Origin of the sequence: Marinobacter sp. GH_1 (assembly GCF_048595985.1) — a bacterium.
GTDB lineage: Bacteria > Pseudomonadota > Gammaproteobacteria > Pseudomonadales > Oleiphilaceae > Marinobacter > Marinobacter shengliensis.
Window position 1 is genome coordinate 3,658,221 of sequence record NZ_CP184460.1, and the last position, 12,836, is coordinate 3,671,056.

Below are 12,836 nucleotides of genomic sequence, written 5' to 3' on the forward strand. Positions count from 1 at the left end.
AGTTCACGCTTTTATACGTACGGGTGTTACAAAAAGACCGCTCCGAGCAGCGCACTGGCGGGTGCCAGCAGCCATACCGGCACCCGAACGATGACCAGTGCCAGCCAGAACACCAATGCCAGAGCGAAATAGCCGGCACCGTGAATGGCCGACGTCCAGACCGGGTCGTACAGCGCTGCAAGGAGCAAGCCCACCACCCCGGCGTTGACGCCCGCCAGTGCCGCTCGTGCTTTCTCGTGCTCACGTAACCACTGCCATAACGGTAGACCGGCGAACACCAACAGGGTTCCAGGCAGAAACACCGCAACCACTGCAATCAGAACGCCCGCGATGCCGCCCTCGGCCCCCCCGAGAAACGCAGAGAAACTGAACAGTGGCCCCGGCACCGCCTGCGCGACACCGTAGCCAGCCAGGAAGGTATCGGCCGACATATTACCGGAGACCACAAAGCCCTCCTGGAGCCATGGCAACACCACGTGACCGCCGCCAAATACCAGGGCGCCGGCGCGATAAAGCTCCGCACCGATCCAGGCCAGGGATCCCGTTACCTGGGGAACAAAGGACAGTGCCAGCAACACCAAAAACAGCAGGGCAAACATTCCCGGCTTTCGCGATTGCAACGGCACCTGCAAGGATTCTTGCTTATTTTGCGAGGGCAATCCCAATGCCGCTCCTGCAACGGCTGCCAACGCCAGAACCAGTACCTGCATCCACACGGCACCAGCCAACAGCAGAACAACCGCCACCAACATGGCAATGACGATGCGAGGCCGATCAGGGCACAGCGACTGCCCCATCTGCCAGACGGCCTGTGCCACCACCGCCACCACAAAAAGCTTCAGGCCGCTGACCCAGCCACCCTCACCCAGGTCCGGCCAGAGCGTAAGCCCGAAGGCAAACAGCGCCATGACCAGTACCGAGGGCAAGGTAAAACCCACCCAGGCCGCCAAGGCACCGCCATAATGCCCCCGCAGAAAACCAATGGTCAGCCCGACCTGGCTGGACGCGGGGCCCGGTAACAGCTGGCAAAGCGCCACTACCTCACCGTAGGCGCTGTCTGACAGCCACTTCCGGCGCTTGACAAACTCATCATGGAAATACGCCAGGTGAGCTGCCGGGCCACCAAAAGACGTCAGCCCCAGCCGCAGAAAGATCAGGAATACCTGCCAGCTGCCTAATCGCACCGGCTTGTCGGATTCAGTCATTACTCGTTGTCTCTCCTGGATTTGCGGTGCATCAGTAAAACATGAACATTGTGTCTATCCGGTTGCACTACCCCGCTGACCATCCATAATGAGTGAAGGAATCAAACATAAGATTCCGCTCGGCATCAGGACGATTCACATGACCGCAAGGGTTCGCGCACCAGAAGATCAGAACGAACTTCTCCAGTACCGACTCAGCCTTCGGCTTGGCCCGGTGCATGCCCGCCAGCGACTGGGCATCGAACAGGAAGCCGAGGCCCGGGTGTTCGGGCGCGATCGTCGCTCGTTCCACCTTGAGAATGTCGCCAACGCGCCAAGGCTGATTCGGTTTTGCCTGCAAGCCATTGGCTTGTTTGGCCGGGCCCGGGAGAACAGCCGCAAGCTGACCACTGCCCGGAACACTTTTACCCTGCCCGATTTGCCCGAGGCGTTCGAGGGTTTTCGCATCCTGCACCTGACCGACCTTCACGTTGATATGGATGAACAGAACCTGAATGCAGTGATCGATCAGATCACGCCTCTGGACTATGACCTGTGTGTATTGACCGGCGATTACCGGAAGCTCACCTGGGGGCCGATTGACGCAGCCCTTGAGGGCATGGCCCGCCTGCGCCAGGCCATCCGGGGCGATGCCTACGCGGTACTGGGCAACCACGACAGCGTGCGCATGGTACCTGCCCTCGAAGACATGGGCTACCGGCTGCTGATGAACGAAATGGCACCCATTGCCCGCGGAGCAAGCAAGCTCTACCTGTCCGGCGTGGACGATGCCCATTACTACAAGGTTCACAACCTGCACCGGGCCGGCGATGATATTCCTCCCGGCGGCATCAGCCTGCTGCTGAGCCACACGCCCGAGATCTGGCGGGAAGCAGCCCATGCCGGATACGACGTGTTTCTGTGCGGACACACCCACGGCGGGCAACTTTGCCTGCCCGGGGGCGTTCCGGTCACCCTCGACTCCGACTGCCCTCGCCGGCTTGGCCGCGGTTTATGGCAGGTTAACGGCATGCAAGGCTACACCTCGCCAGGCGCTGGCACATCTGTGCTGAATGTCCGCCTGAACTGCCCGCCGGAGGTTACCTTGCACACCTTGTCCCGGGGGCCGGGATAGCTTACTCAATGGGGCTGTTTGCGGATACCCAGACGATAAAGCACCGGGGAGAACAGCATATTGCTGAGCGCAAACAGCAGCGCCACGGCAACCGCTTCCCACAACGGCAAGGATAACCAGAGCCACGCCATGGCCATGGGTAGCAAGGCCTCGGGCAACTGGTCCAGCCATAATGCCCGGGCACTGGACTCGAGACCCTTCCGGCGTTTGATAAAACTGCTGACAAGGTCCCCCAGCAGGGCTAGCAAACCGAACAACGCGCCAAACAACCAGCCCAGCCCAACCCAGGCCGAAAACAGCAGACAAGACACCGTGCCCGCGACCAACCCTCGCCAGGTCTTGCTGGGGCCTAGCACCGGGCGACCGTCCCGCCAAACCCGACCGCCATCCACAGGCCGGTTGCCGGTCTGATGCAACAGCCTGGCCACGACCACCGGCGAGCCATTGGCCAGAACCAGCATGACAAACAGCTCCAGGGACAGCAGCAAGAATGACTCCTCCGGTCTTGCCCGCTCAGGTCAACCCGCCACGGGTGAGCTTGAGCGGATCCATCAGTTTTTCCAGGTGTTGACGGCTGAGACCGCTGCGCTCCTCGGCCACATCAATCACCGGCCGACCGGTGCGGTAGGCTTCCTTGGCGATATCCGCCGCCAGGGTGTAGCCAATCTCTGGATTCAACGCCGTCACCAGTACCGGGTTACGCCCGACACCGGCATTCAGATTATCGGCGTTCACCGTAAAGCCTTTCATCGCTTTGTCCGCGAGGATAGCGGAGGCCCCGGTTAACAGACCGATCATGTCCAGCAGGTTGCCCCCCACCAGAGGCAGCATCACATTGAGCTGAAAGTTTCCGGACTGGCCGGCAATGGCCACCGCATTGTCCAGCCCCATCACCTGGGCGCCCACCATGGCGACCGACTCCGGAATAACCGGGTTCACCTTGCCCGGCATGATGCTACTGCCAGGCTGCAATGCCGGCAGGCTGATTTCTGCCAGCCCGTGAATCGGACCGCTGTTCATCCAGCGCAGATCGTTGGCAATTTTGGTGAGCACCACCGCCACACCCCGCAGTTGGCCTGACAGGGCGACAGGCGCATCCACAGCACTTTGACCAACAAACTTGTGCTCCATGGAACGGAACGGGTAGCCAGTGTTGCTGCGCAGGAACTTGATGAACTGACCAGAGAATTCAGACGCCGCATTCACACCGGTGCCCACTGCGGTGCCGCCCTGGGGCACATCCGCCAGTTCATCCATTGCCTGCTCAAGACGTTTCTCAGCCAGGGCCAGCTGCTCCCGCCATGTCCGTAATTCCTGCCCCAGGGTCACCGGCATGGCGTCCATCAGGTGAGTACGACCGGTTTTGACCTGGGCATTCAGTTCCGCTTCCCGCTCGTAAATGACACCCCGAAGGTGCGACAGGGCCGGCAGCAGTTGCTCTTTTACGGCTAATAGCGAACTGACGTGGATAGCCGTTGGTATCACATCGTTGGAGCTCTGGCTCATATTAACGTGATCATTCGGGTGGACATCGACACCCTGTCTCCGGGCAATCGCCGCAATCACTTCGTTCACATTCATGTTGGTGCTGGTGCCGGAGCCGGTCTGATACCGATCCACCGGAAACTGGTCCGCGTGTTCGCCCTGGATCAGTTGATCACAGGCTTCGGCAATAGCGTCCCGCAAACGGGCATCCAGCAACCCCAAAGACGCGTTGGCCTGGGCTGCCGCCCACTTGATTTGCGCCACCGCCACAATGAACCGGGCCGGCATCGGCTGACCACTAACCGGAAAGTTATCGATGGCCCGTTGGGTTTGCGCGCCCCACAGGGCATTCGCGGGCACCTTCACGTCACCCAGGCTGTCTTTTTCCGTTCTGAACTCACTCATTGCGTCCTCCCTTTTTGCTTGCCAGGCGGGACACTAAGCCCCTCGGTCCTGCGATCTTAGCCTGACATGGTCGCAAATGCCGGTTACTTGCTCAAAATTGAGAATCAGTGTGTGGACGGTGTTGGTGTAGGTGTCATGCAGATGAAATTTGTAACGGCGCTGTTTCTCACCCTGCAGGAAGGCATCGTATTCGCGGACAAGCTCCCGCACGTCGCCGCCCTCATCCTGGCTCCAGGTCGCATTGAATGGGCCAAGCACAGCTCCGCCGGCCAGGCAAACGGTGACTTCATGGTTGGTAAGGGAATGCTCGGTGTGGCTCATGACGGTCTCCTGAATCAAGGACTGGTTCAGGAATAAGTGTAGTCGTAAAGCGCAAGCGCGTGGGGTCAGGTTGACTGCGCGGCAAGACTCGCCAGCAGCGCCCGTAAGCGGTTGGGCTTGACCGGTTTGTTAAGGATGGGCAGGTACTGGGCCCTAAGCAGCGTGCGCACTTCATCACTGCGATCAGCAGTGATGATGGCTGCCGGAACATCATGGTCAAGTGCACGGCGAACGGCGTAGACAGCCTCACAACCGGTTGCGTTATTGTCCAGGTGGAAATCCGCCAGAATCACGTCGGGGAGCAGGCCCTCGCTCAGCATGTCCAGGGCACTGGATTCGCCGTCGGCGGGAAACACCTCACAACCCCAACCTTCGAGCAACGCTGCCATGCTTTCAAGCACCGCCGGCTCGTTGTCGATCACCAACACCGCCAGTCCGTCAAAGTTTCCATGGATGGCACCGCCGGCTGGAGCCTGGCTGCGCGAGGCCTCAATTACCCGGTGCTCAAGCGGGATCGACACCTCAAATCTCGAACCTCGGCCGGGCCGTGAGGTCACCCGGATTCCGTAACCCAGAACCCGTACCATGCGCTCCACAATGGCCAGTCCCAATCCGACGCCCTGGCGACCGCCGGTGCCCTGGGGCAGTAGCTGGTGGAATTCGGTGAAAATATCCTGCAGCTTGTGGGATTCGATCCCCACGCCGGTGTCCCAGATTTCAATGGCCAGCCGATCCCGACGTTGCCTGACAGACAGCATCACGCCGCCCTCACGGGTATAGCGGAAGGCATTACTCAACAGGTTACGGACAATCCGTGCCAGCATTCGGGGGTCGGTCCGAAGTGATACCGGTGGCACCCGGAGCCGGAACTGCAATCCGGCATTGGCAGCCACCGCCTCAAACTCTTCGCCCAATCCTTTCAGCATGGCAGCCAGATTGAGACAGGTCAGATCCGGCTTCATGGCCTGCTGGTCAAGTTTGGAAATATCCAACAGATCGGCCAACAAATCCTCGGCACCTTCCAGGGCCCTGTGCACCTGATGCACCATCCGGTTTTCCGCCTCAGGTAACTGGCTGTCCTGCAGGGCCGAAATCATCAGCCTGGCAGCATTCAGGGGTTGCAGCAGGTCATGACTGGCAGCCGCAAGATACTTGTCTTTACTGCGATTGGCTTCTTTGGCAGCGTTCACCGCCACTTTCAACTCCTGCTCAACCTTTTCCCGCTCTTCAATCTGATAACGCAGGTCCACATTGACGTTTTGCAGCGCCTCGGTACGTTCCTCCACGCGTTTTTCCAGTTCGGCATTCAGCTGCTCCAGTTTCTGCCGGGCCTGCACCCGCTCGGTTATGTCGGCAACGAAGGTTTCCACCACTTCCGGCCCAAGATCCGGCCGGCGGAGCATGGTTAGTGCGACATACACCGGGGTCTGGTCTGCTCGCCGAAGACGGGTCTCGCGGGCGCTCAGGCTGCCATGGTCGAGCAGTTCCTGGCGAAGCTGATCGAACTCTGCGGCGCTGCAGAACAGCTGCTCCCTGAGTCGAATCACTTTTTTCTGCAATTGCTCCGGGTTGTCATAGCCGCAGATTCGGGCCATGGCGGGATTGCAGGCCAGAAAACCACCACGCAGGTTGGCCTGGAAGATACCGTGCAGAGCGTTCTCAAACAGCCATTTGTAGCGGTTGCGCTCCTGCTCCAGTTCCTCCAGGCGCTCCTGCAACGCGGGGTAATAGCTTTTTCGGGCAGACTGGCTGCTGAGCCCCAAAAGATCGCCGATGTCGTAACCGGTGCTGGTTGAGTCAGAGGGCTTCTTCATAGACCACCTGAACATCCCGAAGTGACGACTTCCTTGGGTTGGTCAGTATGCAGGGGTCCTTCAATGCATAGCCGGAAAGGTAGGGAATATCAGAGGTGGTGACGCCGAGCTCCTTGAGCCGCGCCTCAAGGCCAACGGTCTTCTTGAGTTCAATAATGCGGGTCATCAACCGTGCCTTGACCTGTGCCCCGTTCAAACCCCGGGTATCAATCGCCATGGCCTCGGCAACCCGGCGGAACCGGTCCTCGGCGGAGGGGAAATTGTAGGCCACCACATGCTCCAGCAGCAGTGCATTGCAGAGGCCGTGGGGCAGATCCAGGAAACCGCCCAGGCTGTGGGACATCGCATGGACAGCCCCCAGAATGGCATTGGAGAAGGCCAGCCCCGCCTGCATGGACGCCAGCATGATCTGCTCTCGCAACACCGGGTTTGACGGGTTTGCCACCAGCGCTTCCAGATTGCCGTTGATCAGTCGTATCGCTTCCAGAGCATGGGTATCGGTCAAAGGCCCGCTGCCGGTAGAAACAAACGCCTCGATGGCGTGCACCAGGGCATCCACCCCGGTACAGGCGGTGAGGTAGGCGTCCATGGTTTCGGTTACTTCCGGGTCGATCAACGAGACATCCGGCACCACCGCTTTGCTGATGATGGAAAACTTGAAGCGCCGGTTGGGGTCCGAAATGATGGCAAACTGCGAGACGTCCGCTGACGTACCGGCGGTGGTGGGAATCAGGATCAGTGGTGGCGAAGGATTACGGATGGTATCCACACCCTCAAATTCCAGGATGCTGCGGCCATGGCTGGCCACAATGCCGATACCCTTGGCGCAATCCATGGGGCTGCCGCCGCCGATCGCCACGATGACATCGCATTCGCTGGCCCGGTAGAGTTCGGCGCCGGCCATCACCTCATCTACTTTGGGATTGGGCGACACCGCTGTAAACGTGGTACAGCGCAACCCCGCCTCAACCAGCAGGGTTTCAACTTCTGCAACCCATCCGGCGGCGACAACACCAGGATCAGACACCAGGAACACATGGCGGGCACCAAAATTACTGGCAAAGTTAGCCACCGACCGGCGGGACCCGGCACCGAAGACAATCTCGGGAGAGACAAACTTGCGCAGCGCGGAAATATCGTAGCTCATGACGCTCAGGGACAACCGTTTTGTTGTTATAGGAATAGTTGAGAGTTTAACTCAGTTTGTGCGCTGGTTCATTGTCCTTTTGGCGTATCTTAGGGTTGTCTGAGGCCAGGCTTCCATAAAATCGGTACAGCGATTCGAGCATGTGCGCCTGATTTTCTGCCCTCTGAAACCCGTGGCCTTCATCCTCATACCAGTGCAATTCCACCGGTTGGCCCCGGTCCTGAAGCGCGGCCACCATCCGCCGGGTCTGCTCAGGCACCACGACGGCATCTTTCCCACCCTGAAAAAAAATAGCAGGGCAGCTTATTTGGTCAGCCTGCAGGGCCGGAGTACGTGCCTGCCAGCGGGCACGATTGGACTGCGGATTCCCCAGCAGCCAGTCCAGGTAACCGGATTCAAACCGATGGGTTGCAGCACGAAGCCGCAATGGATCGGTCACGCCAAACAGGCTGCCAACGGCTTTGAAGCGGTCAGTCTGCACCGCCGCCATCAGTGCAGTAAAACCCCCGGAGCTTCGGCCCTGAATGAACACGTTGTCGGCGCAGACCAGCCCTTGTGCCGCCAGGTAATCGGCGCAGCGCACCATGTCCCGTGCATCCGCTTCGCCCCACCGGCCGGCCAGACGAAGGCGGAAATCCCGGCCAGCACCGGTGCTGCCGGTGTAATTCACCTCCGCAACGGCAAAGCCCCGCTGACACCAAAACTGAACCTGGGGGTTGTAGACCGCATAGGCGGCTGACGTTGGCCCACCGTGGGCGATCAGGATGACCGGTGGTGCCGCGGCGGATGCGGATATGGGAGGATATAGAAACCCTTGAACGGGGAGAGTGTCGGGCGCTTCCGCATCCACTACAAAAGCGACGGGCGCCACCGGCGCCATGATTGAGCGATCCGGCACTTGTCCGCCAGCCAGGATAGTTGCCGAGCCGGAGTCCGCACACACCTTCAGAACTGCATCGTGCCGGTCGGCAGCGCGCCCTATGCACACAAGGCCGTCGGCTGACGGACTCAGATCCCGGAAATCCGTCCAGCCCTCAGCCACTCTCTGACATTGGCCGGCCCGCTCCAGCCAAAGTTCACCGATACCCTGACGGTATTGCACTCTGGCCCAACCACCCTCACGCAACGGGCAACTATGCCGCTCACCCAGTTGCCAGGGCGCGTTGGCATGATCGAGCATGGGCGCCGTGCTTTTCAGCCACTGGTCGCGGCCATCCCGGCGCGTTACCCGCCAGGGCTGCCACCAGCCCTCATGGTCGGATATGACCCACAGATGCTCACCGACAAACTGCGGTTGCTGAACCGAACCAGAAACCGGCGGGGACTGCCCTGACGCACCTGCAACATCACCGTCAGCCGTGACCGTTGCCTGCCAGAGCGTTGACTGCAACCAGGGCATATCCGGCAGTTGCCAGCTGCACCAAGCCACGCGGGAACCGTCCTGGCTGACCGCCGGCGCGCCGTAGAAGTCCAGCCCCTGGTGCAACACCCGGACTTGCCCCGTAGCTTCCAGGGCCATCAACGCCTGCTGTTCATGCCGTTCACGCACCGCCAACACCCGCTCATGTTGCGGGTCTGCCACCAAGCCTCCCCAGGTAGCGTCAACCTCCGGCACCAATAAGGTTCGTCTACCTGTCACTCGGTTGAGCTGCCAGACGCGCTGATCCTCCGCTACCCAGACCACTCGCCCCGGCAGTACCGCATAGGCACCACCACCGTAGCCGTTGAGGCGACTTCGGATACTGCCCGGGCCGGTGTTGACCCGACAGATGCCGGAGTTGTCCGCCTGCCAAAGGGCAACAGAACCGGTTTCCGGCTCAGACGCAAGCCAGAAAATGCTATCGCCGCACACTCTCAGCTGCGCATACTGGGAAAAACCGGCGCAGGCAGCATGCGCCGAAATCGGCTCAGCCACGGTAGAGTAACTTGGAATTCCGGGCATTGCGGTAGACAAGGTCACCCAGCCCCGCTGTAGCGTGATCCGCAGCGGTGCGGGCGGCCAGAATTCGATCGTGATGGGGCGATTTGGAGCAGACCGGGTCGGCGTTATCGGCATTACCGGTCAGCAGATAAGCCTGGCACCGACAGCCGCCAAAATCCTTGTCTTTTTCATCACAGGATCGACAGGGTTCGGGCATCCAGCTGTCACCACGGTAATGGTTGAAGCCGGGGCTGTGATACCAGATGTCGTTCAGGGACTTGGTTTGCACGTTGGGAAAATCGATGGGTAACAGGCGGGCGCTGTGGCAAGGCAAGGCGGTGCCATCGGGTGCCACGGTCAGGAACAGGTTGCCCCAGCCATTCATGCAGGCCTTCGGGCGCTCCTCGTAGTAGTCCGGGGTTACGAAGATCACCTTCATGGGGCGACCACGAGTACGGAGATCGTGCCGGTAGTCATTTACCTCCTGTTCTGCCTGGACCAGTTGGGCTTTGGAGGGCATCAACCCTTCCCGATTTTTGAATGCCCAGCCATAGTACTGGCAGGTGGCCAACTCCACGTAATCGGCATCCAGGTTTTCACACAGGGCCAGAATGTCGTTCATCTGGTGAATGTTATGGCGGTGGATCACAAAGTTGAGCACCATCGGGTAGCCGGCCGCCTTGACCGCCCGGGCCATAGCCAGTTTCTGCTCGAAGGCTTTGCGGGAACCGGCCACGGCGTTGTTGAGTTCCGGGTCTGAGGCCTGAAAGCTGACCTGAATGTGGTCCAGCCCCGCCTCGGCAAACGCCTGCACTTTTGCTTCAGTCAGCCCGATGCCGGAGGTAATCAGATTGGTGTAATACCCCAGATCCCGGGCCCCGGCAATCAGCTCCGGCAGGTCCTGGCGCACCAGCGGCTCGCCGCCGGAGAAGCCCAGTTGGGCCGCCCCCATGGCTCGCCCCTGGCGCAACACATCCAGCCATTGCTCCGTGGACAGTTCCTGTTGCTGGCTGGCGTAGTCCAACGGGTTGGAGCAATAGGGGCATTGCAGCGGGCAGCGATAGGTGAGCTCCGCCAGCAACCACAGCGGCGGCCCTACCCGTGCTTCTGCGGCCGCCGTCATGACCACTCAATCCACTGTTGCTGAACCGCGTCTGCCAGAAACGCTTCCACATCGGCCGCCAGCGGACCTGCATCCGGGAACTGCTGTTCCAGGGACTGGATAATATCGTGTACCGGGCGAACGCCATCCACTTCCGCCAGGATGGCACCGGCGCTGCCGTTGAGCTTGACCATACCCTCCGGGTACAGCAACACATGGCTTTGTTGCACCGGCTCCCACTGGAACCGGAAACCACGGCGGAGCCTGGGTGTTTTCTCCAAAGTCATGGTAACGCTCCTTACAGGCCCCGATGCCAGACCGGCTGATCGGTGACCGTATGGTATGGCGGTGTCTGGTGAACGTAAGCCATGGTCAGGGCATCCAGCAACGACCAGAGAATGTCCAGCTTGAATTGCAGAATCTCGAACGCCCTTTGTTGCTGAGCCTCGGTGACAAAATGGTCCAGGGTAATGGCCAGGCCGTGCTCCACGTCCCGTCTGGCCTCCGATAGACGTTTACGGAAATAGCGGTAGCCATTCTCTTCAATCCACGGGTAATGCTGTGGCCAGCTGTCGAGCCGCGACTGGTGGATTTCCGGCGCAAAAAGCTCGGTCAGTGACGAGCAGGCGGCTTCTTGCCAGGTTGCCCGGCGCGCAAAGTTGAAATAGGCATCCACAGCAAACCGGACACCGGGGAGTACGTGGCGTTCGTCGATCACCTCTTCCCGGCTCAGCCCCACGGCTTCGGCGAGCGTCAACCAGGCCTCGATACCGCCCACATCCCCTTCGTGACCATCGTGGTCCAGAATGCGCTGCAGCCACAACCGCCGAACCCCAGCATCCGGGCAGTTCGACATGATGGCGGCATCCTTCTGTGGAATCCGCACCTGGTAGTAGTATCGGTTGGCGACCCACCCACGAATCTGTTCCGGCGTGCACCGGCCGCTGTACATGGCTCGATGATAAGGGTGGTGAATATGGTAGTAGGCGCCTTTATCTCTGAGGGCCTGTTCGAAATCCTGCCGGTTCATGGCGGTGTTGGCTTTGGCGTTCATGGTTGCCCCGTCAGTTCAAAATGCATTCCGTCCCGGGCGACTTCGATGCCATGGGCCGTGAGCTCTGCCCGTTCCGGCGAGTCTTCGTCGAGAATCGGATTGGTGTTGTTGATGTGGATCAGCACCTTGCGCTGGGCCGGCATGCTGTCCAGTAACTCGATCATGCCACCGGCGCCGGACTGGGCGAGATGCCCCATGGCCTGGCCGGTTTTGCTGCCCACTTCCTGACGGATCATCTCGTCGTCGTGCCAGACGGTGCCATCTACCAGAAGCAAATCCGCCCGCTGCATCCAGCCGCGAATGCGGGCATCGGGTTGCCCCAGGCCGGGCGCATAGAGCACGGTCTGCCCGGTGCGGGTATCTCGAATGAAAAGACCGATGTTGTCACCCGGATGGGGATTATCCCGGCGCGGGGAGTATGGCGGGGCGTTACTGAGCAAGGGAATGGCCGTCAATTCAAGGGAGGGCGCGCAGGGCAGACTGAATGGTTGCTGCTCATCGGCCGGAATCTCGCGCCAGTTAAGCCCGCCATTCCAGTGGCTAAGCATTGTGAACAACGGAAACCCGGAACTCAGGTCGTCGTGCACCTGGCGAGTACACCAGACATCCATCGGTAACCCCTCACGCAGAGACAGAAGCCCCGTGGTGTGGTCAACCTGGCTATCCATCAAGACAACCGCGGCGATGCCCGTATCCCTGAGCGCCCGCGCCGGCTGCATGGCAGGAAAAGCAGCGAGTTGAGCACGAATATCCGGAGAGGCATTGAACAGAATCCAGCGTTCGCCATCCTCAGAGATGGCAATCGACGACTGGGTGCGGGCATGAGCATTCAGCGTTCCGGCGCGGAAGCCGGCACAGTTTCGACAGTTGCAGTTCCATTGAGGGAACCCGCCGCCAGCGGCCGACCCCAGAATGTGCAGGTGCATCAGCAGATCTCCCGAGCGGGAACGACCAGCCAAAGGGCTGGCCGGCCAGGGCTCACCGGTTGGCGAAGTACATGGTTACTTCAAAACCGATCCGCAGGTCTTCATAAGCTGGCTTGGTCCACATGATGCTCACCTCTTGTCGTGATTATTAGTGCGTTGCATGGTGGTGCGAACGGGCGTTTGCCAGATGCACACAATCATCGTAATCACAGACGCTGGCACCCCATATGGTACTTTGGAACTGTTTTCCGCCGGCTGAAAGTAGCAATCGTTTGCCCCCGAGGTTGAATTGAGCCCAACCCCCAGCGGCCTAGCATGGGAGAAGGACAATAATAACTTCAG

Annotated in this window: 13 protein-coding genes; 1 reads left to right on the top strand and 12 read right to left on the bottom strand. The window is 60.1% G+C overall.

Going from position 1 to position 12,836, the window contains the following annotated elements:
- Positions 1 to 26: 26 nt before the first annotated feature.
- On the bottom strand, positions 27 to 1,205 hold the full coding sequence (gene chrA / locus ACNSOI_RS16725) for a chromate efflux transporter (protein WP_106693824.1): 1,179 nt from the start codon (positions 1,203 to 1,205) through the stop codon (positions 27 to 29).
- Between the two features lie 139 nt (positions 1,206 to 1,344).
- On the opposite strand from chrA, the gene ACNSOI_RS16730 reads away from it, so the two are divergent.
- Positions 1,345 to 2,319 carry a metallophosphoesterase gene (locus ACNSOI_RS16730; protein ID WP_420194581.1) on the top strand — a complete coding sequence of 325 codons (975 nt, stop codon included), beginning with the start codon at positions 1,345 to 1,347 and terminating at the stop codon, positions 2,317 to 2,319.
- Between the two features lie 5 nt (positions 2,320 to 2,324).
- Here ACNSOI_RS16730 and ACNSOI_RS16735 read toward each other — a convergent pair whose 3' ends face one another.
- From ACNSOI_RS16735 to pqqA, 11 genes are all read right to left on the bottom strand, one after another.
- Positions 2,325 to 2,807, bottom strand: coding sequence for a CDP-archaeol synthase (locus tag ACNSOI_RS16735; RefSeq protein ID WP_106693826.1), 483 nt, complete (start codon positions 2,805 to 2,807; stop codon positions 2,325 to 2,327).
- A gap of 25 nt (positions 2,808 to 2,832) precedes the next feature.
- Positions 2,833 to 4,209, bottom strand: a complete 1,377-nt coding sequence (locus tag ACNSOI_RS16740; RefSeq protein WP_420194582.1) for a class II fumarate hydratase — start codon at positions 4,207 to 4,209, stop codon at positions 2,833 to 2,835.
- A 33-nt stretch (positions 4,210 to 4,242) separates the two neighbouring features.
- Positions 4,243 to 4,530: a hypothetical protein gene (locus tag ACNSOI_RS16745; RefSeq protein ID WP_061330666.1), complete on the bottom strand. Its 288-nt coding sequence runs from the start codon at positions 4,528 to 4,530 to the stop codon at positions 4,243 to 4,245.
- 65 nt (positions 4,531 to 4,595) lie between these two features.
- Entirely contained in the window at positions 4,596 to 6,344 is a 1,749-nt protein-coding gene (locus ACNSOI_RS16750; RefSeq protein ID WP_420194583.1) for a NahK/ErcS family hybrid sensor histidine kinase/response regulator, read from the bottom strand.
- Positions 6,328 to 7,491, bottom strand: coding sequence for an alcohol dehydrogenase-like regulatory protein ErcA (ercA, locus tag ACNSOI_RS16755; protein ID WP_106693829.1), 1,164 nt, complete (start codon positions 7,489 to 7,491; stop codon positions 6,328 to 6,330). Before ercA ends, ACNSOI_RS16750 begins: the two co-directional genes overlap by 17 nt.
- A gap of 46 nt (positions 7,492 to 7,537) precedes the next feature.
- The gene (locus tag ACNSOI_RS16760; protein ID WP_420194584.1) at positions 7,538 to 9,406 is read right to left on the bottom strand and encodes an alpha/beta hydrolase family protein; all 1,869 of its coding nucleotides are present in this window, start codon (positions 9,404 to 9,406) and stop codon (positions 7,538 to 7,540) included.
- Complete coding sequence (gene pqqE / locus ACNSOI_RS16765) at positions 9,399 to 10,535, bottom strand: pyrroloquinoline quinone biosynthesis protein PqqE (RefSeq protein WP_420194585.1); 1,137 nt, start codon at positions 10,533 to 10,535, stop codon at positions 9,399 to 9,401. Before pqqE ends, ACNSOI_RS16760 begins: the two co-directional genes overlap by 8 nt.
- Positions 10,532 to 10,801: a pyrroloquinoline quinone biosynthesis peptide chaperone PqqD gene (pqqD, locus tag ACNSOI_RS16770; RefSeq protein ID WP_152439111.1), complete on the bottom strand. Its 270-nt coding sequence runs from the start codon at positions 10,799 to 10,801 to the stop codon at positions 10,532 to 10,534. Before pqqD ends, pqqE begins: the two co-directional genes overlap by 4 nt.
- A gap of 11 nt (positions 10,802 to 10,812) precedes the next feature.
- Positions 10,813 to 11,568: a pyrroloquinoline-quinone synthase PqqC gene (gene pqqC, locus ACNSOI_RS16775; RefSeq protein ID WP_061330671.1), complete on the bottom strand. Its 756-nt coding sequence runs from the start codon at positions 11,566 to 11,568 to the stop codon at positions 10,813 to 10,815.
- The gene (pqqB, locus tag ACNSOI_RS16780; RefSeq protein WP_420194586.1) at positions 11,565 to 12,494 is read right to left on the bottom strand and encodes a pyrroloquinoline quinone biosynthesis protein PqqB; all 930 of its coding nucleotides are present in this window, start codon (positions 12,492 to 12,494) and stop codon (positions 11,565 to 11,567) included. Before pqqB ends, pqqC begins: the two co-directional genes overlap by 4 nt.
- A gap of 52 nt (positions 12,495 to 12,546) precedes the next feature.
- The gene (pqqA, locus tag ACNSOI_RS16785) at positions 12,547 to 12,618 is read right to left on the bottom strand and encodes a pyrroloquinoline quinone precursor peptide PqqA (RefSeq protein ID WP_007153157.1); all 72 of its coding nucleotides are present in this window, start codon (positions 12,616 to 12,618) and stop codon (positions 12,547 to 12,549) included.
- Positions 12,619 to 12,836: the final 218 nt, after the last annotated feature.

Coding starts and splice junctions, on each gene's coding strand:
- pqqE (WP_420194585.1), bottom strand. CDS start 10,535: ATGACGGCGGCCGCAGAAGCACGGGTAGGGCCGCCGCTGTGGTTGCTG.
- ACNSOI_RS16750 (WP_420194583.1), bottom strand. CDS start 6,344: ATGAAGAAGCCCTCTGACTCAACCAGCACCGGTTACGACATCGGCGAT.
- ACNSOI_RS16730 (WP_420194581.1), top strand. CDS start 1,345: ATGACCGCAAGGGTTCGCGCACCAGAAGATCAGAACGAACTTCTCCAG.
- ACNSOI_RS16740 (WP_420194582.1), bottom strand. CDS start 4,209: ATGAGTGAGTTCAGAACGGAAAAAGACAGCCTGGGTGACGTGAAGGTG.
- pqqD (WP_152439111.1), bottom strand. CDS start 10,801: ATGACTTTGGAGAAAACACCCAGGCTCCGCCGTGGTTTCCGGTTCCAG.
- chrA (WP_106693824.1), bottom strand. CDS start 1,205: ATGACTGAATCCGACAAGCCGGTGCGATTAGGCAGCTGGCAGGTATTC.
- pqqC (WP_061330671.1), bottom strand. CDS start 11,568: ATGAACGCCAAAGCCAACACCGCCATGAACCGGCAGGATTTCGAACAG.
- ercA (WP_106693829.1), bottom strand. CDS start 7,491: ATGAGCTACGATATTTCCGCGCTGCGCAAGTTTGTCTCTCCCGAGATT.
- pqqB (WP_420194586.1), bottom strand. CDS start 12,494: ATGCACCTGCACATTCTGGGGTCGGCCGCTGGCGGCGGGTTCCCTCAA.
- ACNSOI_RS16745 (WP_061330666.1), bottom strand. CDS start 4,530: ATGAGCCACACCGAGCATTCCCTTACCAACCATGAAGTCACCGTTTGC.